The organism is Photorhabdus machadonis, from assembly GCF_052657765.1.
Window position 1 is genome coordinate 2,998,014 of sequence record NZ_CP199761.1, and the last position, 26,436, is coordinate 3,024,449.

Annotated in this window: 20 protein-coding genes and 1 pseudogene; 6 read left to right on the forward strand and 15 right to left on the reverse strand. The window is 43.0% G+C overall.

Going from position 1 to position 26,436, the window contains the following annotated elements:
• Window positions 1–87: 87 nt before the first annotated feature.
• Both ACUN2T_RS14140 and ACUN2T_RS14145 read right to left on the reverse strand, forming a co-directional pair.
• Entirely contained in the window at window positions 88–336 is a 249-nt protein-coding gene (locus tag ACUN2T_RS14140; protein WP_445493653.1) for an acyl carrier protein, read from the reverse strand.
• A gap of 242 nt (window positions 337–578) precedes the next feature.
• Window positions 579–1,271, reverse strand: a complete 693-nt coding sequence (locus tag ACUN2T_RS14145) for an SDR family NAD(P)-dependent oxidoreductase (protein ID WP_445493655.1) — start codon at window positions 1,269–1,271, stop codon at window positions 579–581.
• Window positions 1,272–1,951: 680 nt separating this feature from the next.
• Between ACUN2T_RS14145 and dauA the strand changes: the two genes are divergently transcribed.
• A complete protein-coding gene (dauA, locus tag ACUN2T_RS14150) occupies window positions 1,952–3,652 on the forward strand; it encodes a C4-dicarboxylic acid transporter DauA (RefSeq protein ID WP_445493656.1) in 1,701 nt (566 codons plus the stop codon).
• 103 nt (window positions 3,653–3,755) lie between these two features.
• Here dauA and kdsA read toward each other — a convergent pair whose 3' ends face one another.
• The 5 genes from kdsA to hemA are packed head-to-tail and all read right to left on the reverse strand — an operon-like array spanning window position 3,756 to window position 8,686.
• Complete coding sequence (kdsA, locus tag ACUN2T_RS14155; protein WP_445493658.1) at window positions 3,756–4,610, reverse strand: 3-deoxy-8-phosphooctulonate synthase; 855 nt, start codon at window positions 4,608–4,610, stop codon at window positions 3,756–3,758.
• Between the two features lie 58 nt (window positions 4,611–4,668).
• Window positions 4,669–5,478 carry an invasion regulator SirB1 gene (gene sirB1, locus ACUN2T_RS14160; protein WP_445493660.1) on the reverse strand — a complete coding sequence of 270 codons (810 nt, stop codon included), beginning with the start codon at window positions 5,476–5,478 and terminating at the stop codon, window positions 4,669–4,671.
• On the reverse strand, window positions 5,462–6,310 hold the full coding sequence (prmC, locus tag ACUN2T_RS14165) for a peptide chain release factor N(5)-glutamine methyltransferase (RefSeq protein WP_445493661.1): 849 nt from the start codon (window positions 6,308–6,310) through the stop codon (window positions 5,462–5,464). Before prmC ends, sirB1 begins: the two co-directional genes overlap by 17 nt.
• Window positions 6,310–7,392 (reverse strand): peptide chain release factor 1, encoded by a 1,083-nt coding sequence (prfA, locus tag ACUN2T_RS14170; RefSeq protein WP_023044880.1) that lies wholly within the window; start codon window positions 7,390–7,392, stop codon window positions 6,310–6,312. The genes prmC and prfA overlap by 1 nt, the downstream gene beginning before the upstream one ends.
• 31 nt (window positions 7,393–7,423) lie before the next feature.
• On the reverse strand, window positions 7,424–8,686 hold the full coding sequence (gene hemA, locus ACUN2T_RS14175; protein ID WP_445493663.1) for a glutamyl-tRNA reductase: 1,263 nt from the start codon (window positions 8,684–8,686) through the stop codon (window positions 7,424–7,426).
• A gap of 242 nt (window positions 8,687–8,928) precedes the next feature.
• Between hemA and lolB the strand changes: the two genes are divergently transcribed.
• From lolB to prs, 3 genes are all read left to right on the forward strand, one after another.
• Entirely contained in the window at window positions 8,929–9,552 is a 624-nt protein-coding gene (gene lolB, locus ACUN2T_RS14180) for a lipoprotein insertase outer membrane protein LolB (protein WP_445493665.1), read from the forward strand.
• Window positions 9,552–10,418 carry a 4-(cytidine 5'-diphospho)-2-C-methyl-D-erythritol kinase gene (gene ispE / locus ACUN2T_RS14185; RefSeq protein WP_445493667.1) on the forward strand — a complete coding sequence of 289 codons (867 nt, stop codon included), beginning with the start codon at window positions 9,552–9,554 and terminating at the stop codon, window positions 10,416–10,418. The genes lolB and ispE overlap by 1 nt, the downstream gene beginning before the upstream one ends.
• Window positions 10,419–10,492: 74 nt before the next feature.
• Window positions 10,493–11,440 (forward strand): ribose-phosphate diphosphokinase, encoded by a 948-nt coding sequence (gene prs, locus ACUN2T_RS14190; protein WP_445493668.1) that lies wholly within the window; start codon window positions 10,493–10,495, stop codon window positions 11,438–11,440.
• 123 nt (window positions 11,441–11,563) lie between these two features.
• On the opposite strand, the gene ychH is transcribed toward prs, so the two are convergent.
• On the reverse strand, window positions 11,564–11,839 hold the full coding sequence (gene ychH, locus ACUN2T_RS14195; RefSeq protein WP_133813194.1) for a stress-induced protein YchH: 276 nt from the start codon (window positions 11,837–11,839) through the stop codon (window positions 11,564–11,566).
• 752 nt (window positions 11,840–12,591) lie between these two features.
• Window positions 12,592–14,277 (reverse strand): phage tail protein, encoded by a 1,686-nt coding sequence (locus ACUN2T_RS14200; protein WP_445493669.1) that lies wholly within the window; start codon window positions 14,275–14,277, stop codon window positions 12,592–12,594.
• 456 nt (window positions 14,278–14,733) lie between these two features.
• On the opposite strand from ACUN2T_RS14200, the gene pth reads away from it, so the two are divergent.
• Together pth and ychF are read left to right on the forward strand one after the other, a co-directional pair.
• The gene (gene pth, locus ACUN2T_RS14205; protein ID WP_445493670.1) at window positions 14,734–15,324 is read left to right on the forward strand and encodes an aminoacyl-tRNA hydrolase; all 591 of its coding nucleotides are present in this window, start codon (window positions 14,734–14,736) and stop codon (window positions 15,322–15,324) included.
• A gap of 136 nt (window positions 15,325–15,460) precedes the next feature.
• Complete coding sequence (gene ychF / locus ACUN2T_RS14210; RefSeq protein ID WP_445493671.1) at window positions 15,461–16,552, forward strand: redox-regulated ATPase YchF; 1,092 nt, start codon at window positions 15,461–15,463, stop codon at window positions 16,550–16,552.
• 199 nt (window positions 16,553–16,751) lie between these two features.
• On the opposite strand, the gene darG is transcribed toward ychF, so the two are convergent.
• From darG to ACUN2T_RS14240, 6 genes and pseudogenes are all read right to left on the reverse strand, one after another.
• A complete protein-coding gene (darG, locus tag ACUN2T_RS14215; protein WP_445493672.1) occupies window positions 16,752–17,819 on the reverse strand; it encodes a type II toxin-antitoxin system antitoxin DNA ADP-ribosyl glycohydrolase DarG in 1,068 nt (355 codons plus the stop codon).
• Window positions 17,816–18,459 (reverse strand): annotated as a pseudogene (gene darT / locus ACUN2T_RS14220) (type II toxin-antitoxin system toxin DNA ADP-ribosyl transferase DarT). The gene darG and the pseudogene darT overlap by 4 nt, the downstream one beginning before the upstream one ends.
• Window positions 18,460–18,663: 204 nt before the next feature.
• Entirely contained in the window at window positions 18,664–20,583 is a 1,920-nt protein-coding gene (locus tag ACUN2T_RS14225) for a UvrD-helicase domain-containing protein (protein ID WP_445493673.1), read from the reverse strand.
• Window positions 20,580–22,832 (reverse strand): ATP-dependent nuclease, encoded by a 2,253-nt coding sequence (locus ACUN2T_RS14230; protein WP_445493674.1) that lies wholly within the window; start codon window positions 22,830–22,832, stop codon window positions 20,580–20,582. Before ACUN2T_RS14230 ends, ACUN2T_RS14225 begins: the two co-directional genes overlap by 4 nt.
• Window positions 22,833–22,917: 85 nt before the next feature.
• The gene (locus ACUN2T_RS14235; RefSeq protein WP_445493675.1) at window positions 22,918–24,642 is read right to left on the reverse strand and encodes a hypothetical protein; all 1,725 of its coding nucleotides are present in this window, start codon (window positions 24,640–24,642) and stop codon (window positions 22,918–22,920) included.
• An 89-nt stretch (window positions 24,643–24,731) separates the two neighbouring features.
• Entirely contained in the window at window positions 24,732–26,348 is a 1,617-nt protein-coding gene (locus tag ACUN2T_RS14240; RefSeq protein WP_445493676.1) for an IS1634-like element ISPlu4 family transposase, read from the reverse strand.
• Window positions 26,349–26,436: the final 88 nt, after the last annotated feature.

Genomic DNA, 26,436 nt, shown 5'->3' on the forward strand with positions numbered 1-26,436 from the left:
ATCCCAATAGGCGTTATTGTTGCAGGCCACTCTTGTGAATGAACACCTAACAGGATAAGCTCTTAATGGTTAATTGAATGAACCCAACTATTGCATGTTATTCTTTATTTCCTCCCATAGTTCACCTACGGTTTGAATACGAGCAAGCGCATCTTCTGAAATCTCTTTCCCAAAGGTGCGTTCAACCGATAAAATAACATCAATTAGCTTCAGCGAGTCAATGCCAAGATCACTCTTCAATAATTTATTCGAAGTTATTTCAAAATCAGAATCTAACTCAGCAACATTCAACAGAATACTTGCTAATTCTTCATTGACCATATTAATATCATCCATATCATCATCCCCAATATGTGTATATCCTACTTAATGGTTTGTAGCTCTATTTATATCAAGCAATATATATCGAAAATTTATTTATGCTGATTTATTCAGAAAAACAATTCATAAACGATATAAGAATAAAGATATTTAATAATCAGTTTTGGTTTCTATTCCAAATAATTTGACCAAAACTGGAATGATAACCGACAATCATTTTCACATTAAAGTGATTGGTAACATTTATGATGTTGCGATTAACCCATCAATCCCCCATCAATGCGAAGAGTTGTACCTGTTATATAAGTTGACGCACTCAATGCCCCGACACAAAAACGGGCAATTTCATCAACATCCGCCATTCGTTTTAATGCAATATGTCTGGCGAATTCCTCTTTTTTCTCTGAAGAAATATGACGTAACATACCACCATCAACATATCCTGGCATCACAGCGTAGGCTCTGATATTAAAACGCCCATAGTCATTAGCAATATTTTTTACCAATGCGTTCATAGCCGCTTTAGAACAAGAATAAGCCGTGGCACCTGGCGATCCCCGCACACCCGCTGTAGAAGAGATAAATTGCATTACCCCATTACGATTCTTCATAAAATGCGGGAGCAGATACTTTGCCACTCTCGCGGCACCGAATAAATTGACATCAAAAACATCATGCCAGTTGCCAATATCCTGAGTATGCAATAAACCATCAAATGACATCGCTGGAGTATAGATAACCGCATCAATACATTTCATCTTTTCAATTACAATTTCAATTGCTTCTTTTACGCTGCTATCCGACATAACATCTAAATGAATCGCTTCATTATGCGGTTTACGCGAAGTCCCTAATACTTCATAACCACTCTCTGCCGCATGTTTACAAATCGCATTCCCAATATCACTTGATGAACCAATAATAAGTACCTTGCTGTTATATTTATGCATTTAAACATCCCTACCTTATCCCGAAGTTATTTTCAACAGTCAACCCTACTTTAAATAAAGCATTCAGAATAAATATTATTTAAAAGAGTATTTTTTGACTGATTTAATGCATATAATTCCATGAGTCACTATAAATAATAGGGTGGGTTCTTATATCTGTCAAATTATTAATCTAATATTTAAGAAACATTAAAACATTGGTCAAATTACACGCAAAATTAAAGTGAAAATATAAATTGTGAAATCATTTAACACGGCTAATTTAATCCATGTATAATAATATAACCAGTAAATTCATAATCAATTATTTAATTTTGAAACAATAACAATTACAAATTATCATCAATCATATTAATTCATTAAAAAAACAAAATCCGACAACCCAATAATTAATAAAAAAATATATAGCATCAAATCTAAAAACATTGATTATATTATTTATGAAATTGTTTTAATAAAATTCACCAATAAGAATAAATACCTAATAGAATCGGTTTCAAGATATTTCCCAGTGATAAGAACGCTATTCTCCCTTTTACTTTTCACTTTCCTACCGTTAATCTATTCACATTGAGTTTGATGTATGGCGCTATCATTTTGAACTAAAAGCATTACTCCTGCAATTCGGATTATGATGACCCTTATTGCCTTTTTCTTTTATTTTTTTGGTTTATGCACAGATGAAAACTCGTAGAATGAACGGCATACGGCCATTTAGTGCTGTAATTGATGCTTGTTGGAAAGAACCCTACTCTTTTACCCGTTTAATTAAAGATATTATTGCCGGTATTACTGTCGGTATCATCGCTATTCCACTCGCGATGGCGCTCGCTATTGGCAGTGGTGTCGCGCCACAATATGGGCTTTACACTGCCGCTATCGCTGGCATTGTTATCGCTGTCACTGGCGGCTCGCGCTATAGTGTTTCCGGTCCTACAGCCGCTTTCGTTGTCATTCTCTATCCGGTATCTCAGCAATTTGGCCTGAGTGGTTTGCTTATTGCCACATTAATGTCGGGAATTATGCTGCTGGTTATGGGGTTAGCCCGCTTTGGCAAACTGATAGAGTATATTCCTCTATCCGTGACACTGGGTTTTACTTCTGGGATCGCCATCACGATCGCCACCATGCAGGTAAAAGATTTTTTTGGTCTGCAATTGGAACATGTACCAGAGAGTTACATCAATAAGGTTGCCGCGCTGTTTCAGGCACTGCCAACATTGCATTTAAGTGATACGCTGATTGGCCTGGCGACACTTTCAGTTCTGATTTACTGGCCTAAGCTTGGGCTGAAATTACCCGGGCATCTTCCGGCCTTGATCGCGGGAACCGCCGTGATGGGGATAATGAATTTATTTGGTCAGGATGCTGTGACTATCGGTTCTGAATTCAGTTACCTATTGAATGACGGTACGCAAGGCCAAGGTATCCCCCCCATCCTTCCTCAATTCGTTTTACCATGGCGTTTACCCGATATAGACTCTCATCACGTTGATATAAATTGGGCAACAGTTTCAGCTTTATTACCCGCAGCCTTTTCAATGGCCATGTTGGGTGCTATTGAATCACTGCTTTGCGCCGTTGTTTTGGATGGTATGACCGGGAAAAAGCACCACTCAAACAGTGAATTAATTGGTCAGGGGTTGGGAAATATCACTGTACCGTTCTTCGGGGGTATTACAGCTACTGCTGCCATTGCCCGATCAGCGGCAAACATCAGAGCCGGCGCAACATCACCTGTTTCGGCAATTGTTCACTCTCTGCTGGTGTTATTAACTTTACTGGCATTGGCACCAATGCTCTCCTATCTTCCGCTGGCCGCCATGTCCGCCCTATTGCTCATGGTCGCCTGGAATATGAGCGAGATACATAAAGTTATTGATCTGATCCGCCGCGCACCAAGAGATGACATTATTGTGCTGGTGCTTTGTATGTCGCTCACGGTGCTGTTTGATATGGTCATCGCTATTACGATTGGTATCGTGTTAGCCTCACTGCTGTTTATGCGTCGGATAGCCAATATGACCCGCATCAGCCAATTGCCACAAACAAATGGGGATAAAGATCTGCTGGTTGTTCGTATCAATGGCCCGTTATTCTTCGCCGCAGCTGAACGTATCTTTACAGAATTAAAGGAAAAAAGCGCAGGTTATCAGACAATCCTCATGCAATGGGATGCGGTTCCTGTACTGGATGCCGGTGGGTTGCACGCTTTCCAGCGCTTTATTGATGAAGTCGGTAAGGATAAATATATTGCTGTTTGCGATATTCCATTTCAGCCGTTAAAAACACTGGCCAGAGCCAGAGTTCAATTGATTGAAAACCATCTCAGCTTCCATGCAACACTGCCACGGGCAATGGAAGAATTGAATTTCAATTGAAAAATGGACAACTGAAACCACTAGAAAGAAGAGTTTAGTCAGCCTTTTCCCAATAATGGCGCTGTAAACCAGCGCCAAACACATTCATCATTTGATAACCAGATTATTTACTGGTATCCAGTTGAGGGAAGCTTTTCACTGCGTCATCAATCGTTTTCATCTGGATCAGGAATGGTTCAAGTTTTGCCAACGGCAACGCTGATGGACCATCACACATCGCATTTACCGGATCGGGATGCGCTTCAAGGAATAGGCCGGCAATACCGACGGCCATTCCCGCACGCGCCAATTCAGCCACCTGAGCACGACGGCCACCCGACGCGGCACCAAATGGATCGCGGCATTGCAGTGAATGAGTGACATCAAAAATTACAGGATGCCCCCCCGTGGCCTGAACCATGACATTGAAACCCAGCATATCCACAACCAAATTGTCATAACCAAAGTTACTGCCACGATCACACAAAATCACCTGATCGTTGCCACCTTCTTTGAATTTTTCAACAATATTTCCCATCTGGGCTGGACTGATAAACTGTGGCTTTTTAACGTTAATCACCGCGTCGGTGCGGGCCATTGCCTCAACCAAATCAGTCTGACGCGCCAGAAATGCCGGAAGTTGGATCACATCAACCACTTCCGCCACCGCTTGTGCTTGTACCGGCTCATGCACGTCAGTAATAATTTTCACACCAAAAGTTTGTTTCAGCTCCTGAAAAATCCGCATTCCCTCTTCCAGCCCAGGACCACGGTAAGAGTGAATTGATGATCGGTTCGCTTTATCAAAGGACGCTTTGAAAACATAAGGAATGCCCAGTTTTTGTGTCACTGTCACATAGTGCTCACAAATACGCATGGCCAAATCCCGTGACTCAAGGACATTCATACCACCAAAAAGAACAAACGGCAGATCGTTAGCGACCTTGATATCACCAATATTAACCACTTTCTGTTGCATACTTATACCTTCCGTTAAGGGCAAATCAATTAACCAAATGAATCAGCGCAGAGTCATATCAGTGCAACACGATATATTGCTGCTCAATGGAGTGTATCTGCATTCTGATCATTTCTGTGGCCGGATCTTCCGGGCAGTGCTCGACAAAATAATTTAAATCAGAAACCGCAATATGATGACAATCAAGCTCAGCGTAAATCAGCCCTCTATCACGTATTTCATATGGGTCATCGGGATCAAACATCAGAACAGCTTCACTGGCTTTCAGCGCCAGCTCCAACTGCCCTTCTGCCATTAATGCGGCTTTTATGGTCTCCAACACTTTAAATACGATGCTGATATTATCGGCTTCCTGCACATCATCCGCCGTCAATTTGGCTGTCTGGCTAATATTACCTTTTAGCCACACATCAAGCATATATTCACTCAGCACTTCGCCATTGGTTGGATTAATAAATCTCACCGGTTTATCTGGGCAATCAACACGCAAAATCAACTGTGTCGGAAAAACAACCGGCATAAAGGGCAGTTCTAAAGCCTGAGCAATATGGATAAGAATTATGCCCAAAATAGCAGGAGAACCTTGACGGGTTTGCAGTACTTTATCCAACCACAATGTATCTGACAGACAATAAACACCCCTGGCACCGCCGAATTTCCAGTTCTGATAAAACAGCTTGAGTAATTTTTCCAGCTGCTCCTCTCTATTCATCTGTGGAGATATTTCACGTCTGGCTTCATCAATCAATACCTGAAGCTGCTTCTCCACTGAATTCTGAGGAAAGTCAGAGCGAATGGTGCCAGATATTAACAGAATACCGCGGCTTAAAGATGCGTTATTAAATTCATAATCAGCTATGGCTTTCATCACTTTTCCACTGGCCCAGTGTTATTCGCTCATTACCGCCATAATCCTGAAAAGTAGCCACCTGCTGATAACCACTCTCAGAAAACAGGCTTCTTACAACGTCTCCCTGTTTCCAACCATGCTCCAGCAACAACCATCCATCAGGTAACAGAAAATGACGTGACAAATTGATAATGGTATTCAGATCGGCCATTCCCTGTTTTGCCGCAATTAATGCACTCTCTGGCTCAAACCGCACATCACCGTGAAACAGATGTGGATCGGTTTCATCAATGTAAGGCGGATTACTCACAATCATAGCAAATTGTTGATTATTCAACGAAGAGAACCAACTGCTTTGCAGAAAATCCACATTTTGTATTTTCAGTTTTTCAGCGTTACCCTGCGCCAGAATGACCGCATCAGGATTGATATCAACCCCGGTAACCCGGCAATCAGGGCGCTCACGGGCAATCGCCAGCGCGATCGCACCGGTGCCGGTTCCCAAATCCAGAATGTGGCAAGGTGCCGGTGAAAGCCGTTCAAGCGCTTTTTCAACCAGACACTCCGTGTCAGGCCGCGGGATCAATGTGACCGGCGAAACATTTAGTGGCAACGACCAGAATTCGCGTTCTCCGGTAATGTAAGCGATGGGTTCACCTTTTGCCCGGCGAGCCAGTAACGTTTCAAGCTGGCTGAACTGCGCTGAACAGAGTTGCGTTTCCCCGAACGCCAATAGGTAAGTTCGGGAATGGTGAGTGACGAACCCCAACAAAATCTCTGCATCCCGTTTAGGGCTGTCACTGGCTGATAACTGTATTGTGGCTTGTTTAAGCCAGGATTGATAATCCATCAATCCTGCTCTGACAACGCTGATAATTGATCGGCCTGATATTCATTAACGATCGGCTGAACAAGCATATCCAGTTTACCTTCCATCACTTCATCAAGGCGGTACAAGGTCAGGTTAATACGGTGATCCGTCACCCGTCCTTGTGGGAAGTTATAAGTACGGTTGCGATCTGAACGATCACCGGAACCCAGCAAGTTACGGCGCTCCGAAGCTTCCGCTTCCTGGCGCTTACGCACTTCAGCGGCACGAATACGCGCGGCCAATACCGACATCGCTTTCGCTTTGTTTTTATGCTGAGAGCGCTCATCCTGACACTCAACCACAATGCCGGTTGGAATATGCGTGATACGGATAGCGGAATCTGTGGTGTTGACGTGCTGGCCACCGGCACCAGACGAACGGAACGTATCAATACGCAAATCACTTGGGCTGATTTCTGGCAATTCTGCTTCCGGAATCTCCGGCAAAACGGCAACAGTACAGGCAGAAGTGTGAATACGCCCTTGCGATTCGGTTTCCGGTACACGCTGAACACGATGACCACCAGATTCAAATTTCAGATGACCATAAACCTGTTCGCCAGAAACTTTAGCGATAATTTCTTTATAACCACCATGCTCACCGTCATTGGCGCTCATCACCTCGACTTTCCACCGACGGGATTCAGCATAACGGCTGTACATACGAAACAGATCCCCGGCGAAAATAGCCGCTTCATCCCCCCCGGTTCCGGCGCGAACTTCAAGAAAACAGTTGCGTTCATCATCAGGATCTTTCGGTAGCAGCAACAATTGCAACTGCTGCTCTAACTCCTCATTACGAACTTTGGCGTCCTTGATCTCTTCCTGTGCCATTTCCCGCATTTCAGGGTCATCAAGCATTATTTCAGCGGCTTTAAGGTCATCCTGCACCGTGCGCCAGACCTTAAAACAATTCGTCACATCCGTCAGTTGAGCATATTCCCGTGACAAAGCACGGAAACGTTCCTGATCAGCAATCACATCAGCATCGCTGAGGTGAGCCAAAACTTCTTCGTGACGTTCTTGTAATGCTTCCAATTTAGCAACAATAGAAGGCTTCATTCGTGATTTCAGACCCTATTCCGAGATATGGTTAATTATGTTTCAGCCCCAAGCTGTCACGTAATAAATTAAGATGCTCCAAGTCACCATTGCTGCCAGCCTGCTGGAGTGATTTGGTAGGAGCATGCATCAGGCGATTCATCAATTGATGAGTCAATTGATTTACTGTCTGTTCTACGTCAGCCCCTTGGTTGATAGCCGCCAGCGCTTTGGCTGTCATTTCAGTCCGCATCTGTTCTGCCTGATCACGATACTCACGGATTGAGTTGACTGCGCCTTGTGAACGCAACCAGTCCATAAAATAACCGCTTTCCTGCTGAATAATATATTCAGCCTGAACAGCCGCCGCTTTGCGCTGTGCAAGATTGTGCTGAATAATTGCCTGCAAATCATCAACACTGTAGAGATAGACGTTATTCAATTTTTCTACATCAGGTTCTACATCGCGGGGAACCGCAATATCAACGAGCAACATGGGTTGGTTACGGCGTAACTTTAATGCACGTTCAACCATACCCTTACCAATAATCGGCAAAGGGCTGCCGGTTGAACTGATGACAATATCAGCTTCAGATAAACGAGTATCAATTTCAGGTAAAGTGATCACTTCCGCCTGAACTTCGTCAGCCAATGCCTGCGCCTTCTCTCTCGTCCTGTTAGCAATCATCATATGATGCACCCGATGCTCTTTCAGATGGCGGGCAACCAGCTCAATGGTTTCACCAGCACCAACCAGCAAAATATTCAGCTCAGAAAGTGTTTCAAAAATCTGCCGCGCCAAGGTACAAGCCGCAAAAGCGACGGAAACCGCATTTGAACCAATCTCTGTTTCAGTTCTGACACGCTTAGCGACAGAAAATGATTTCTGAAATAATCGTTCCAGCTCACTCGATAAAGAATGGCTGTCCTGCGATTCGGCAAATGCTTTCTTCACTTGCCCCAGGATCTGAGGTTCTCCAAGTACTAACGAATCCAGCCCACTCGCCACTCTCATCAAGTGGCTGACAGCTTCATTATCATGATGCCAGTAAAGACTGGATTTTAGATCTTTGGGATTAAGCTGGTGGTATTCACACAACCAGTTAACTAATTGCTCATACAGATTATCCTGCTGTTCTACACTGAGATAAAGCTCTGTGCGGTTACACGTTGACAATACAACTCCGCCCCTCACCAGGGGTTGCTGGAGAAGGTTGTCGAGTGCTTCACTGATAGTGTCCGGTGAAAAAGTGACGCGTTCACGCAGGGATACAGGAGCGGTTTTATGGTTGATACCAAGTGCTAACAAAGTCATATTGAGTTATCAGCAGGGAGGCCGTTCATCGTAAATAACATCTTATTTTGATGAAATCATCACCCTTAATAAGGACTCTTATTGGCTGTGCATTCTACTTGATACCTCCGTTCAATAAAAGACGATCAGCGATGTCTGATCTCATTATTCAGGATATTTTTTTGAGATTTAACTGGATTAATGCGCCATTCTTCATTATTAAGTGGTGTAAAAGTTTTCAAGTTATTAATCAGGGATTGCCGATGAAGCCAATGCAAAAATTATCACTATTCCGTCTGCTGCCACTCTCTTGTGTGCTGTTGACCGCCTGTACATTAACGCAACCTGGTGGATCCGGTTCGGCTGACTCCCCTCAGTGGCGGGCACACACACAACAGCTACAGCAACTGAACCAATACCAGACCCGTGGGTCTTTTGCCTATCTGGCTAATGAGAAAAAAGTTTATGCCCGCTTTTTCTGGCAACAATATAACCCTGAGCGCTACCGTTTATTATTAACGAATCCTCTGGGCAGCACTGAATTAGAACTGGTCGTTCAACCCGGCATGACGCAATTAACCGATAACCAGGGTAAAAAATATTTCAGTGACAATCCTGAAGCGATCATTTATCAACTCACCGATATGGATATTCCTCTAGATAATCTGCGACACTGGATAACCGGCCTGCCCGGTGACGCAAAAGACTTTAAGCTGGATGCCAACTATCTGTTAAAAACTTTAAATTATCAACAACATGGCGCAACATGGCGGGTTAATTATCAATCCTACGATACCTCAACAACCCCCTCTCTTCCTGACCGTCTTGAACTGACTCAGGGCGACCGCCGCATTAAACTGAAAATGGATAACTGGACCACCAAATAATGACGCTGACCTGGCCTTCACCCGCAAAACTTAACCTGTTTCTCTATATTACCGGTCGCCGTAATGATGGTTATCACCAGTTACAAACCCTGTTTCAGTTTCTTGATTACGGTGATGAAATTACCATCATCCCACGTCAGGATAATGAAATCCGTTTACTGACACCGGTAGAAGGCGTGGAGCATGATAACAACCTGATTATTCGCGCGGCACGTCTGTTGCAATCCTACAGCCATCAACACGGCACCGGCATTGTTCATCAAGGCGCAGATATCCATATCAACAAGCGTCTGCCTATGGGCGGTGGGTTAGGAGGCGGTTCATCAAATGCCGCTACCGTACTGCTCGCCCTGAATTACCACTGGCAAACTGGCCTCACAGACGAGACACTGGCAACCCTCGGCGTCAATCTTGGCGCTGATGTGCCGGTCTTTATCAAAGGCCATGCCGCATTTGCAGAAGGTATTGGTGAAATCCTGAACATAGCAGAGCCGGAAGAGAAATGGTATCTGGTTGCTCACCCTGGGATTGAGATCCCAACTCTGCGCATCTTCACAGATCCAGAATTAAAACGTGATACACCAATTCGCTCTCTGGCCGCATTATTACAGGCTCCGTACGCAAATGATTGTGAATCTCTTGTAAGAAAACGTTTTCGTAAGGTTGAACAGCTTCTTTCATGGCTGCTAGAATACGCGCCGTCACGCCTAACAGGGACCGGTGCATGTGTATTCGGCGAATTCGAATCAGAAGCATCGGCCCGTAAGGTGTTAAATCAAGCCCCTGAGTGGTTGCATGGTTTTGTTGCGCGTGGCGTCAACAATTCACCTTTGCACAATTTCCGCTCTGGGATACCCGGTTATTGAACCAATGAACAGATATCGTTCATTTGAGCATTGGTCAACAATATTTCTCTGGACGCAAGCCTGAGGTTTTTCTCGTGCCCGATATGAAGCTTTTTGCTGGTAACGCCATCCCTGAACTAGCACAACGTGTTGCCAACCGCCTATACACCAATCTTGGAGAGGCTGCTGTCGGTCGTTTCAGCGACGGTGAAGTCAGCGTACAAATTAACGAAAATGTACGCGGTGGTGATATTTTCATCATCCAGTCCACTTGTGCACCGACTAACGACAACTTAATGGAATTGGTCGTTATGGTTGATGCACTGCGCCGTGCCTCTGCCGGACGTATTACCGCAGTAATCCCTTATTTCGGTTATGCCCGTCAGGACCGCCGGGTCCGTTCAGCCCGCGTGCCGATTACCGCAAAAGTTGTTGCAGACTTCCTGTCCAGTGTCGGCGTAGACCGCGTATTGACAGTTGATTTGCATGCTGAACAGATCCAGGGTTTCTTTGACGTTCCGGTTGATAACGTATTTGGCAGCCCGATTCTGCTGGAAGATATGTTGCAGCAAGAATTAGAAAACCCTATCGTTGTTTCCCCGGATATTGGTGGTGTTGTCCGCGCCCGCGCTATTGCTAAACTGCTGAATGACACGGATATGGCTATCATTGACAAACGCCGGCCACGCGCTAACGTTTCTCAGGTGATGCACATTATTGGGGATGTTGCCGGTCGCGACTGCGTACTGGTCGATGACATGATTGATACTGGCGGTACATTATGCAAAGCGGCTGAAGCATTGAAAGAACGCGGAGCCAAACGTGTATTTGCCTATGCCACTCACCCGATTTTCTCCGGCAACGCAGTGGACAATATCAAAAACTCGGTGATTGATGAAGTCGTTGTCTGTGACACCATCCCATTGTCTGCTGAGATCAAGGCGTTGAACAAGGTTCGCACTCTGACTTTATCCGGTATGTTAGCTGAAGCGATCCGCCGCATCAGTAATGAAGAATCAATCTCTGCCATGTTTGAACACTAAGTTTCATCCATAACCGCCTTATAAGAAAAAACCCGTTGTCAAAAGCTTCAACGGGTTTTTTGCTTATCCAGAGACATAATAATATATCTCCATTAGCAAAAATTCTAACTAACACTGTTTTTGTTATGGATACCGATGGTCACCACGACGATAACGCTCATCGTAATTTTTCAACCACCAATAACGATCTGCCACACCTTCCCGACCTCCCACGCCGGCACCAGCTAACCAAACAAGAGCACCAACAAAAACTCCCAATAGCGCTGCTTCAGATAAAAATTCAGGCCAGCCAAAACCGAAGATATGGGGCAGTAATGTATAAGCCAGGCTGCTAACGATGGTCAACATACCAACACCCATTAATACATTACCGACTATGAAGGCACTTTGACGTTTCATATGTTACCTCCAACCTCTTCATACACACTAAGAACCTAAAGTCAAAAAAATTATGTTTACTTACACTATAGAGTATAGCTCTATTTGCTAAAAGGCCATTGCGGACGCGATCACAACTAGCAGATATTTAATCGCAATTTCCTACTTATAGTGAAAAATAACAGGATAAAAATAATAACTTAGATAATCTGAACCTCATTTAAAAAGAAGTTCAGGTTTTCGCTGTAATATTGATATATAACAATGATAGTTGTGAAACTCGATCGAGGTTATTATCATTTTAAGCAATATTCCTTACCGGTATAATAAAAACCATAGGCAGATTCACATGATAACGGCTAAAAATAGGCGATTTCTCTAACTTTTCAATAATAAATCATGCAATCAGCACCCCCAAAATAGTCAGCGTCTAATATAGTTATAAGGTTAATTCTATCCACGTTTGACAATATACCCTCCCATCAATACAACTTTATACCAACTGATGAAGTTTCACTCATGAGAGATACAGGACAAGGCGAATATCCTCAATTTTTTCGGATCTGCATTTAATAAACCGAGGAGTTCAGGACCATGAGATAAAATTAATTATCAGCCGATAACCACTAGTAATCACTTAGCAAAAACCGCCGTAAACCCTTGCCCAGTGTGTCATTAAATATCTACACAATTTTCATCAAAATATAAAAAACCCGTTGTACAAGTAATTAAACGGGTTTTCTGATTATTTGTGATTATAAGTTCGCACCCAATTATTGTAGTTTTTCCGGCAATTGCACTCGAACATTAATCACTCGTCCATCGGGAATATCACATAGCTCACCATCATTGTAATAAATGACTTCCCCGTCACCGTTAACGCTCTTTACACGCTTATTTTGAGTAAATATCGGCGCATCGGTATTTTGCCGATGATAACATTCGATGGTTATATCGCCACTAGACGTGTCTACTAATTCATTAACCCAAATAAGATTTAACCCGTTGCTGTCTGCCGGGATGATGGTACCACCGTGAATTCCCCATGCACCGTCTTTAGCAAAACCATTGCAGCCACTAATGCGATATTTCCCGGTCTCTATCCGCTCGACAGTCACCCCCTCCGCTTCATGGGTTAGCTCGTAAGTTCCGTCTGGATAAATACTCACTACGGGGCTGGATACTCTAAGATTACCGTTAGTATCGGCTATACAATTATCATTAAGGATTGCAATATTATTACCGTTATATTTCAACTTATCGCCAACTGTCAGCCTGCCATATTTTTTTTCATTGCAAATATCAAAATCCGATGATCCATCACCTGGAAATCCAACGAATGCCGTTCTTGTTGTCCCTTCATAAAACTGCAAATATGCATGTCCGCCTGCATCGTATGTTACGTTAAAAACACCCCCAGCTCCCTTTAAATTTGCCGACCCGGCATTAATCCGACCCACCGGAGAAACAGAGAAAACCAGATTGTTATTAATATATGCCGCCAACTCTCCACCAATTGTTAATTTGCTAGATTTTTTTTCGTTACAAATATCAAAATTCGGTGACCCGTCACTTGGAAATCCAACGTAGGCCGTCCTTTTTGCTCCCTCAATAAACTGAAAATATGCATGTTTACCCGTATCGTGGATTATGTTAAAAACACCCGCATTCCCCTTTATATTTGCTGACGCCGCTTCAATCTGACCCGCAGGAGAAACAGAAAAAACCCGTTTACCATTAATATCCACAGTATATCCGTAGGTATCTACGCTACTACCACGCACAATACCTGTTTTAATATAATTGTCATACCAATTGTAAAGCGTAAACCCGACTATTTCACTTGTCGGTTTGGCGCCCTGTAAAGAAACTAACATAGTCGCATTACGTTCGGTGGGCAATGTTTCAACCTGTTTAAACCTAAAATACCCTGAATAATTGCCACCATCGGCCGATACCGCATTTTTCGCCAACGCCACCGTTTCCGATAAGCCGAGATTTTTTACAAACGTGTTTTTATCAGGAATATCTGCACCATTTTGATTTTTTGCCAATCTGTTATTAGCGTTATCATTTACATCAGAAACAAGCTTCTGCGTCACCGCAAGGGTATTACTGTTACCGGTTTTATCTGTAAGCTGAGTAACACCTTTTTGTATTAATGACGCACTTGGTACTTCGGTTGCGATTTTTTGTTCTAACGCTCTACTTAATTGGTCAGCAAGCTTAACTATGTCACCATCGTCTAAAACATCATTACCAGAATATGTCGAGATAAAATTAGCCACAACAGATGCTATTGTTGATGACTGACGTAATACCTTATTGAGCAAATGAGTAGTAATATTTTCTGGCGGAAAACCAGTCTTTAAACTCTGACTTTCTTCATATCCTTCTTGACTCACTACATTGGCATTATTACTAATAGAAAAAGCTTTAAAATCATTTTTTTGACTCATATATCCTCCTCAAATTAAACAACATCACTTTATAAATAACATGTTGAATTATTGTAAACATCATTTCCCGTAATTTTATTTCAATTATAGTCTATCTCGGAAAAATAATAATTAAACATTCTTATGACTTAGCTAAATAAGGTTTCATAATTCCGCTACACATGGTTTTATTCAACTCATTGTTATACATAGGGTTGTTGGTGGATAAGGTGTAGCGCCATTTTGGAAAGTTATTTAGTTAACTATTTTTATACCACTGACAACAATAAAAGATTCAATATTTTCAAACCAGACAGATATCATCAATATCTGTAAATTACTTCTTTCCTTCCCATTTCCTCTCGAAAATTTTTGTAACAATATTTCCTCACTTTCAAACTGAACTTTGTACTCGTCGCACCTGACAGGTAAACTACCCCTCTTTATTGTTTTTACTGTTAAAAGTGAAGAAAAATAGTGAGCAACATAAAATTAATTGTCGGTCTGGCTAATCCTGGTGCTGAATATGCCCAAACCCGGCACAACGCCGGGGCCTGGTACCTTGACCTGCTAGCGCGGAGCCACAATCAACCATTGAAAGAAGAGAGTAAATTCTTCGGCTACACCGCCCGGATTAATATGTGCGGCCATGATGTTCGTCTGTTAGTCCCTACAACATTCATGAATCTCAGCGGTAAATCTGTCGCAGCCCTCGCCTCCTTTTACCGTATCCAACCAGATGAAATTTTGGTGGCACATGATGAACTCGATTTACCGCCGGGAGTGGCAAAAATGAAGCTGGGCGGAAGTCATGGCGGCCATAATGGTTTGAAAGATATCCAAAACAAATTTGGCAATAATCCTAACTTCTATCGCTTACGTATTGGTATCGGTCATCCAGGCGATAAAAATAAAGTTGTTGGCTTTGTACTGGGAAAACCACCAGCCAGTGAACAAAAGCTGATTGATGACGCGATTGATGAAGCTCTGCGCTGTACTGATATTCTAATGAAACAAGATATGGATAAAGCGATCAACCGCTTACACAGCTTCAAAGCCAGTGCCTGACGACACAGAATAGATAAATCTTATTTGCGGGATCGTGATAGCTCGCCATTCCGTGTATAATGGCGCCAATTTTTTCTTATTCAACACAAAGGCCACCCCAGCCTATTGATTTATAAGTAATTTAAGGTGAAAACTTATGGGATTCAAATGCGGTATCGTTGGCTTGCCTAATGTCGGGAAATCAACATTATTCAATGCGCTGACCAAAGCAGGTATCGAAGCGGCAAACTTCCCGTTCTGTACCATTGAACCAAATACCGGTGTAGTACCGATGCCCGACCCACGACTTGAGCAACTGGCGCAAATTGTAAAACCTCAACGTATCCTGCCGACCACAATGGAATTCGTCGATATTGCCGGTCTGGTGAAAGGCGCATCAAAAGGTGAAGGTCTGGGCAACCAGTTTCTGACTAATATTCGTGAAACGGAAGCTATCGGCCATGTTGTGCGTTGCTTCGTTAACGACAATATCATTCACGTTTCCGGTCAGGTTGACCCTGCCGCTGATATTGAGATCATCAATACAGAACTGGCCCTTTCCGATCTGGACACTTGTGAGCGAGCCATTCATCGCGTCCAGAAAAAAGCCAAAGGTGGCGATAAAGATGCCAAAGCTGAGCTAGAAGCGCTGGAAAAATGCCTGCCGCATCTGGGACAAGCCGGTATGCTGCGGGCATTGGATCTCAGTGCCGAAGAGAAAGCCGCTATCCGTTACTTGAGTTTCCTGACGCTGAAACCCACGATGTACATTGCAAACGTCAACGAAGATGGTTTCGAAAACAATCCTCATCTGGATATTGTTCGTGCAATCGCAGAAAAAGAGGGATCGGTTGTCGTACCTGTTTGTGCTGCGGTAGAAGCCGATATTGCAGAGCTGGAAGATGATGAACGTGAAGAGTTTATGGCTGAACTTGGTCTGGAAGAACCCGGTTTAAACCGCGTTATCCGGGCTGGCTATCAGCTACTGAATCTGCAAACTTACTTCACCGCTGGCGTGAAAGAAGTCCGGGCATGGACAATCCCTGTAGGCGCAACCGCACCGCAAGCTGCCGGTAAGATCCACACTGATTTCGAAAAAGGCTTTATCCGTGCGCAAACTATCGCTTTTGCAGATTTCATCACTTATAAAGGCGAACAAGGCGCAAAAGAGGCTGGCAAAATGCGCTCAGAAGGTAAGGAGTATATCGTTAAAGATGGCGATGTGATGAACTTCTTGTTTAATGTCTAAACTATTACTCATGTCCCGTGACATCGCATGGTGTTTCAGAGGCTGAATGAATCACTTAAAATCCACGCAGTTGCGTGGATTCTTATTTTCAATCTTCGACAACGACTCACCAAGGCATCAATACCACCTTTTCAGCCAGAGGCGGCAAAATCTAACGGCCGAATCGTCCGGGTAATGGGGCCATTACTGACGCTACGTTTCAGGAATGAAACTTAACTATCCGATCAATAGCAAATTGCAGGCTATCATCATCGAATAATTTCAATTTTCGATTCGCCCACCTTTCACCGGCAGGCCAGTGATGTAATCCCTCTTTCACAGATATCAGTGTTGGCTGGCAATTTTCGCGGGCCAGTAACCAATCAACCGTAGCCAGTAACTCCATACCAAACGGTGATTCAAAGCCATCAATTAACTGGCTCACCTGTTCAAGTGCAGGTAGCCAGCTTTTGGCTTCACTGTGCAGGTAAGCGCTCACATAGTCTCTTTCCCTATCGTTAAACCAGATTACATCCAATGGCTGACTATCTGGGATGCGTTTTTCTGCTTTGAGATAACGACCATCCAGCGCATTTAGCAGATGATTCAGATTAGCGGCATACGAGCCATAATAATTTGCCTCAAATCGTAGCGTTAACACATCTTCCAAATGATGCTGGTCAATAGCGCGTTGTAGCAACCATCCCAGCTTTTGAATTTCCAGCAGGCTGCACTCCATACCTAACACCCAATAGCGCCGCACAAGTTCTGCGATCATCGCTCTGGCTGGCGTTAAATTTTTTACCCCAGTATTTTTGGCAACATTTTGATATTTATCCGTTGGCTCATAGATCAGGATTTCTGTGTCGTGGAGATCGGACAGGGTTTTCTCAATCCGAATTTTCACCTCAGGCCAGTTCAATCCACCGTTACCGGCCCCCAGCGGTGGAATAGCAATGGAACACACCTGATTTTCAATCAGAAACAGACGTAAATCCTGCAATCCAGTTTCAATCCATTCCATTTTAGAGTCAACACGCCAGTGTTGTTTGGTAGGGAAATTGACTATCCAGCGCGGCCCCATCAACTCACCGGTTTCAGTGACGAACATCTTTCCAGTCACGACCTGCTTCTGCTTACAAGCTTTGGCATAGGCCTGCATATTGAGTGGAAAACGCTCTTTGAACATCAGGGCAATGCCTTTCCCCATGACACCCACAGTATTGACCGTATTCACCAATGCTTCTACAGGGGCATCCAGTAAATTGCCTTTTGTATATCTAATCATGAGAAGTACCATCTTTCGCGGGCATAAACGGGCATAGTTATGTTGCGTTGAGTCAGCCAGCCTTCTAATTGTAACTTGACAGCATCGGTATAACAAACCATCCCTTTCAGCAACGCAATCGGACAATGCTGATGAATAAGCGCCTCTGCCTGATAACGTTCAAACTTTGCCGGATTTTCCGGATCACGTTTGAAATCCCGCTCTTGCAGAATGCGCCAGTCAACATGATTTAAATCAGTCAGATCGGTATAAAAATTCGACCAGTTGTAATAAGCGTGACTATCGGTAAAAACAAAACGCACATTTTGTGCAAACTACTGACCAGAATCACTATTTCATCATTTGGCCGTTGTTTAATGCCTCCACGACCACTGCGTATATTCATCAACATGGGTGAAAAGGGGGTAAAATAAAATGGAACATAATCATGCAAAACTCCCCCCGTACCAACAAGAACCGGATGACTGGCGCGCTTACTAATCAATTCTGGGTTACCAATGTTGACCCAGTTTTCGGCCTGAACAGGACTGTTACCACAGTGCAAACCGTTATCCAAAATCCATGGGATATTATCCCGGTGGACAACACGCCAGATCAGGGCTTTTTCAGGGTTAAGTTTGTCGCTGTAGTCATATGCCATTTCAAACTCCTGGAAACATATGCGGATTGTTATTAACCTGCATATCTAATTGAATGCTAAAAAATTATGCTTGTGTTAGATAATGATGATATGGTCTTTTTTTCATAATTCCTCCCCAGAATATGACTAATAAATTTTTAAGTAACATTACTTTTCATAGGATAACGTATTGATTTTGATCATATTAAGGCTATTACTTGTTTTTCAACATAGCATGGATTCATTAAAAATAGCGTCATCAGGGAAAATATTCGTATCCCTTATCCGTTGTTCTGCCAATAACGGTTGTGTTGAAAAATAGACGACGACTAAATCTTTTCTGGCTCGAGTGCAACAGACATAAAAAAGCCGTCTCGTTCGCTCAACAGACGTATCCTTCTTTTCTTTTATGTTTTTCAAATCTTGTAGTGACAAGTCCTTAACACCGAAATACTTATCATATGAAAACTGCCTATGAGTACCTTCATCATCGTCCAATACAACCAACACTCTTTCAAATTCAGCACCTTTAATGCCCTGTTGTGTAGAAAAAGGCGATTGCTCACGAAAATAGCACCAGAAACCTCTGAACTCTCTGGCGGGGCAGGCAAGAAATGTCGCCATCGCTGTTATTTCACGGGATAAATCATCTCCTTCTACCTCATCCTCCTCTCCGTTGACCACAGGAAAAGTATCCTCAAGATAATTCAATATCCTAGGATCGAATACAACAAGTTGTTGATCGCGTAATAACACTAATACATCACGGGTAGTAGCCGAAGAACCTTCAGCCATCATTTCTACCAATTGATGAGTTGCGCTCCTCAGACGACCAAGTAATTCTGCCACTTTTTTGCCGGTCAGTGCTTTTTTGTCAAGCTGCGGACAATATTCTCGTAATAGCGTCATAGCCTCAAATTCCCGCCCAGCTTCTACTGCATCAACCATCGGCAACACAAAAGAGACAAATGGTCGAAGTGGCCATGCGCTTGCGTCCATAAATCTATCACCGAAATAACTGGGGGCTTTATCGTTCATTGCCGCATACAACTCTGCAAATCCAAGACGCATAGCGGCCATGCGGTGCACGATAACCAGTTGTTTTACCTCCTCTTGAGGCCCTACCCGCCATGCAGGATCGTTTTGCACATCCGCCACCCATTCACGGACAGCCACCATAAAATCGTTTCTACGATCATCCGCTGGCAGAATAAATATTCGAGCCGACCCGGTAACGATTTGCCGTTCACCGTTAATATCTATCGTTCTGCCGCCGTACTGAACCAGTCTATCGCCAGTTCGCCGGATGGCATTAGCAACATTCAGAACAGTTGAAGGACAGCGAAAATTTTCTTCTTTAGTTATCAACTCCCAGCCATCTTCACAGAGAATATGTCCGACGCCAGATGGATAAATTCTCTGCATTGGATCACCGAAGAAACCCAAACTGAAGGTTGGGCCAGCCTGAAAGGTAATCGCTTTTAATGCATCAACAACGACATTCTGGGTGTCCTGGCTCTCATCAACGAAAACAAAGGGAAACTGTTGCCTAAGCAGGGTTCGAAATAGCGGCCTTTCCCGTAAAAAATCCGTCGACATTCTGATAATGTCGTCATGCCCCAAAATACCTTTGTTATAATTACTACCTGCACCATAGTTAAAAGTTGGCACGTGCTTGATTCGGGGTTTTAACGCCTGATAGCGTTCGATATCACAACTGTTTTTATCCCTCGTTTTCTGTTGGATCCGAGATCCAAAACTCGCCGCACTCGCTTGAAGCTCAGCAATACGTTCATCAATCCGACGTTCAACCCAACAACGAATATCGCTCTGAAAGGTTCGCGTAATCATCCACAGAAAACTATGGATCGTTGAAACATGAATAAGCGGATTATTCTCCACATCAGCCCATATCTCACCCACTGCAATTTCAGTGTAAGTGATACAAGCAATCCGTTGTCGATTAAGTTTCAGCGTTGGACCATGTGCCGAAACAATTGTAGCAAGCGCTTTTACCAATGACGTTGTCTTACCTGATCCCGCACCCGCAACCATTGTGAAACAACGCTTCTCAGGGGCAAGTAAGCAGTTACGTAGCTGAATATCTGCTGGGGTATCAGGACTGTTTATTCTGCGACTGGTCATGACATTGACTCCATCACGGAGATAGGTGCTTGAACCATCGCCTCAGTTTCTTCTTCGACCTCAAGACTCACCTGTCCTTTAAGCCAGACTAGTCCTTCCTGTATATATTTTGGAACATTCCATGCTTCTTTTTCGCTGGCAAGTACCTGTAATGCAAATTTCGTTTTATCAAACGCTTTTCCTGTAACGCGCTTGTGTAAAGCACTGGCAAGCATATTTGGATCCACAGGAGGCGTTCTAATCTTCAAACCAACAGACTTCTGTTCTAGAGCCTGACACCACTCCGCATTTTCCAAACCAAATGCTTCTTCAAGAGTACGACCGCATAACGATACCGTCGAGCCTCCCCAAATAACGTCAGTTGCTATCTGGTAAGCAACCCGAATTTTGGCTGGTCCTGAACCAGCCAAATCCGCCTCCTTGCTTTCATTCCCCGCAGCCAGAAGTTTATCAATATTCCGTATACCGGGTAACCATTGAATAAGCGTCTGATTTGATGTTACTGCACCCTGTGTTGCAGGCAGACACGCCTTGCCATAACGTTTTACAGAAGGTACTTCAGGTTCATTACCCGGATCGTCAAATTCAATAAACTCATCTTCATCTTCGTCGTTTGTGGGGGCATCTGTATTTATTACACTGTCTATATCGGTGATAATGAGTGTGGTGATCCCCAAAAACTCAATCAATTCCCTGAAACGATGACCGAATGCTCCGCCCACTTCCAGTATACAAAGCGAAGCGGAACGAAGAAATTTTGCTTCTTTCTCAATCATCAATGGCAATAATAACCGTTCAACATTTCCTTCAACAAGGATGGCGGCATCTGCAAAAAACAGATCGCAATGAGTAAGCTTCATATAGCGTTGAAGAAAATCCCGGTCTTTAGGCATATCACCGGCCTGAAACCTAGATAAGTTGAGTATTTTCGTGCTTTGCTCACCGTTAATAGTATGACGTCGAAAATAGCGAATTGGACTAAAACCTCGTTCGTAAATAACATGTGGCGAGTGAGTCGTTATTACCACCTGACTGGAAAATACCCCATTCTCTTCACCTTCAACTTTCAGTAAATCAAGAACATTACGGACGAACACTTGCTGAAGCTGGGCATGCAAATGAGCTTCCGGTTCTTCAATGAAGATAAGATGAAGTGGGGGACGATCTTCTTTCTCATGGATCCATTTTTCCTGAAGATCTAAAATCTCAACCACAATATAAATCAGGTTCTTAAATCCTAATCCACTATAGCTGTCTGGAAGACGAACTGCGTCGTTACCCTTTCCAAGCACATAGTGAATACGAGCATCCTGACTCATAAGCGTTGCTGGCTTAAGTGCCGATTTAATTTCCAAGTGTGGATTATGGAGCCCTGGGTAACCAAGCGTAGCAATTCGATCCAATGTCGGTTTGAAAACCTCCATTAAATGATCATTTAACCCATTTTCAGAGTCAAAAAGGGCTTTTAACACAGTATGATCCTCATCCCGCTGGGCAAGGTTACGCAGGTAAAAGCGGCTTAAACGTCGGGAGAGATCCTCTGATCGACCTCCAGCATTCTGCGTATTCGAGGATGGGTCAGCCAGATGCCGCTGGGCATTCAAACAGTCCACACGGATCAGCGTCTTTAAAACCGCCCCACCCCCAGGGTTACTAGTAAGAGGAACCGGTTTATAGCCATCATTAGAGATCAACTCATCATTAAACTGGGAACGATCTAAAATGAAATAGCGAAGATCAAATTCATTATGCAGTTCCTTCTCCAGATAATCCATTAATGATTTAGGCCATGGAATATAATCACCAGCTCCGCCAAGTAATGCAGTAGCCCGTTCATAAGAATTCTGCTTCTTTTCACGAAAACGCCGGAGAAGTTCAATCGGATTTTGGGCAGCAAACTCTATCCTGATACCCACAAGGTTACCGCTCCAGTCGCTACTTGGTAGAATCGGGATAACCAGATAGAGATCCGGCTCTGTTACATGAAACCAGAGATCTAACGTAATGGCAGGCATCTCAAGATCTGTATCTTCACCGCTAAGTTCGTTAAATATTTTCCAGGTATACGAACTAAAGTCGAAAAGTGAAAAACGATTCTTTGATCCCGATAAAAACATCTCAAGAGCCTGAGTCGCTGACGTTTTGCCGCTATTATTTGCACCAACAAAGATGGAAATATCAGGAGCAAACTCTACATGAACGTCACACAGACGCCGATAATTTTTTAACCGATATGAATGCAAATGCACTTTAACCACTCCTCTCTAAGAATAAAACCAAGAAAATCCTCATGTTCAGGATAGGTTTTCATGATTAATACTCATTAGTTATCATTTAATATTTCACAATATCAATAGATGGAACTTCGTTATATAAGGTGATGGGATCCAAATGAAATAACTCATTTATTATTCTTTCTATTGAAAGTACTGGAGCCTTATCAAATCTTGGCTTTGAGTAGTCAGCATCATTTTTTTCTATAAAGTCGAGATATCTATTTATTTTATGTAATAACATATTCTGAGTATGTCTTGTACCTGAACTCTGAAGTTCATGAAACCCAGCCGTTGAATTAACCGAACTAAAAGCTACAAAAGATAGCCTTCTGGCACTTGAGTGGATATTTACTAGACGCTGCATTGTATTTTCGTTAAGAGAAAAATCTTGTGCCCATTTGCCTGATGCTTTTAAAAGATAATATTCCAGAGTGCTATAAAAATAGCCGATAGTGATTTCTCTCCAAACATTAACGAGACTACATTCAACATCATTTCTTCTAAGTATTTCCTCTTTTATAATTTTTAATGACAGCGTTTTGGTATCTTCGATACCAATAATATTTAAATGCAACCTGGAATTATTAATAAATAAATCAAAATTATATAATTCGTCATCTTCTAATACATTAAAATCGGATGCTGAGATTTTTATAATATGTTTTGTAAGTAAATCTTTCAGCAACCTGTTACTTATTTTTGTTGAAGGAAATGTATATCTCAAACGTTGTTCTGTCGTAGTAAATCCCCAGTCTCCACCACATCCATCAATAAACCCCGCCAATATTAATAACATCTCCGTTGAAACAGAATCTAATGCAACAGGAGTTATATTAACAGGATTGATCGGATGCTCATACCGTTCCAGCTCTTTATTTATCGCTTTTTCACCTTGCTCCTGTAATTGTTGATATACAGGATCGTCATAACCCACCAGCGATTCAAGAAGCATCATCCATTCATCATACTCATGCCAAAGGGAACAACGTATTGTAGCACTTATTGTATTTTTACATAATAATTTTTTATAAGAACTATTATAAGATAAATTTCTTGCGGATAGAAATGCAGAAGCATAGCCTATTGCTTGTTTATCTTTTTCATTCAATTTGAAATAGGATAAAAAGAAATAAACAGACTGACTACCTTCACCATAAAGATGATTGTCAACAAATAAGGTGAATTTATTTAGTTCACTACCATTATCTATTAATAAACGATGAAAATACTCATAAAAAGTCAATAAAACATCATCATATAAATGCTCTGATAGTAGACAATTAATTCCTCCTACGTTATCCATCAGTCTCATAAAACAATTAAAGTAAGGGCTAACTCTTCCTTTTGCTCCAACTCTAATAAAAACATCAAATAACTGATAATAATGGTGTGCTGTTTTAAGTTCAGATCTGATATTATCAAGATTTAAGAATATCATTCGTTCAGAAAGAGTAAAAGAGTGTTTTCCTGAAATAAGTTTATTTATATATGAAGGAATTTCATCACCAATAGTTAGAAGTAATAGGAAAGCAGACTCTCTGTGCATTTCATAGTCCTTGTTCTCCCAGTAAATAATCATTCTGGCAAAATGAAAATCAGAACTACTTTCCAGCGTTGGATTTATTCTTACCTGTTCAAGTATGCTGAGACAAAAATCAACCAGAGAAATATCAGTTGGTAAAAGGATACCATTAAAAGTATATTCTTCTTTCCTTACAGGAGAAGCTATATTCTTCTTCTGCAATAATTTTCTATGATTGCTTTTCGATTTCTTAGTAGCCATACTCCCCCCCCTTAGATTAGATAAGCAATCCCATGCTAACACTGAGTATGAAAAAGTTAAACAGTCATATCCTTCATTCCGCACCTAATTCAGGAATAAACCGCTTTATATTGTGCGCCTAATAAACTCAAAAGCTCATGGTGGTAAGATTGCATTCCTGTCACCATTTTATGTTCTTGAAATTCAAAGGTGCTGATCCCTTCAAAGGCCAGAAACACCCAACGCGCGGTGGGGGATTGTGTCGGTTTGTTCTTCATATCGGGGAAAAACGGCACACTTTGTTTCAATTCATGGCGAATTTTATGTTCCAGCGCCGCATAAACCATGAGACAACATGTCATCACCATTAACAGCGCTTCTATCCGCTCTGGTTTTTTCAGGAAAATAGCAGACGTCAGGAATTCCGGACTTTTCAGGAAGCGAAAACCCCGTTCCACCTTTTGTTGTGCCTTATAATTAGCCAGTAACGCCGCCATATCAAGCCGTCCTTCATCCCGTTCATTGGTCGCTAAAATAAACCTCCCGACCCGCAATCTGGCCTGCTTCACCTTGTCTAACCGGGTATAAACCTGACCGGCTAATTGATAATGAACCGATTTGGGGTGTTGATGCTTGCCGGGTTTCCCGCGCCCCGCATAGACGGTAATCGCCTGAATTTCCGGCGAGGCGATGCCGATAAACTGGCATTGAGACTCAAAATCATGCAGTGCCTGTAAGGCATCTTCCCGGCAGGCAAAGGATTTTTTGCCCAGTTTGTCGAACTGTTTAGACTCATTTTCTGTTTCCCTGAGTGTGTTTTTCCGGAAAGTCTGGTTTTCACGTTTTTCAGCCGCCGTACTGTTCACCAGTAACCAACGCTGAGGAACGCCGCCATACGATGACGTCACCCAGCAGCCTGAATAGCCCTCACTGATGGGGCTGAATTGCTCCGCTGTCACGTTCAGGAGAGACTGTTTAGCTTCCTTGATCGTCAGGGGAACACGCGTAATAAATCGTTGTTTTTGCTGATGAAGCGAAGCGATCGCGGCTTCAGTATAAAGGGCAGCATCGGCCACAAAGTAGCGGCTGTTTTGTGCCGCTTTCAGACATTGAATATGGGTTTTGATCGTCTGGGCAAAGGCTTTGGCATCATTCGTATTCCCGCTCATAGCCTGCATATAGACAGGGATGCCTGCCTGATTTTCGCAAATCAGTTCAAGGACAACCTGGTTCAGTTCAGGCCGGTGATCCCGGCTATAACCCGGCACCAGTGCAATGCGTTTTGTGTCATCTCCCAACGCGCTGTCATAGTCACCATCGACATGAAAACTCGTGATATCCAAATGAACGGAATCGGGCTTCAGCCCCAATTTATCAACCACTTGCTCAGCAAGCACCTGATAAACTTCCGACACCCCCGCTTCATATAAGGCATCCAGTGTACGGCCGAGCACATCATCATTAAGGTGTTCAGCTTCAATGTCAGCGCCAATTAAACGCGCAATCGGCTTATGTTGAAAAAAGCCGGAAAACATGTGCAATGTCCGGCTGTGAAACCCCAGCCCGTTAAGGATCATCGCCAGAAAAGCGTCGGCGTGAGAGACGGTATGCGATGAATATTTTGGGATAATGGCATCAATCATGCGGGGTAAACCGGCTTCATGACAAAAAGCGGCGATAAGGCCAGGATGATCGAGACGTTTAATGGCAGGTATGGGTGTGGACATATTCGCTTTCCGGCAAATAAAAGTAATAGATCAAAATTAGCGATTACCGTCAACCCCACCGATGTCATCAATACAAAAAACCTGTGTA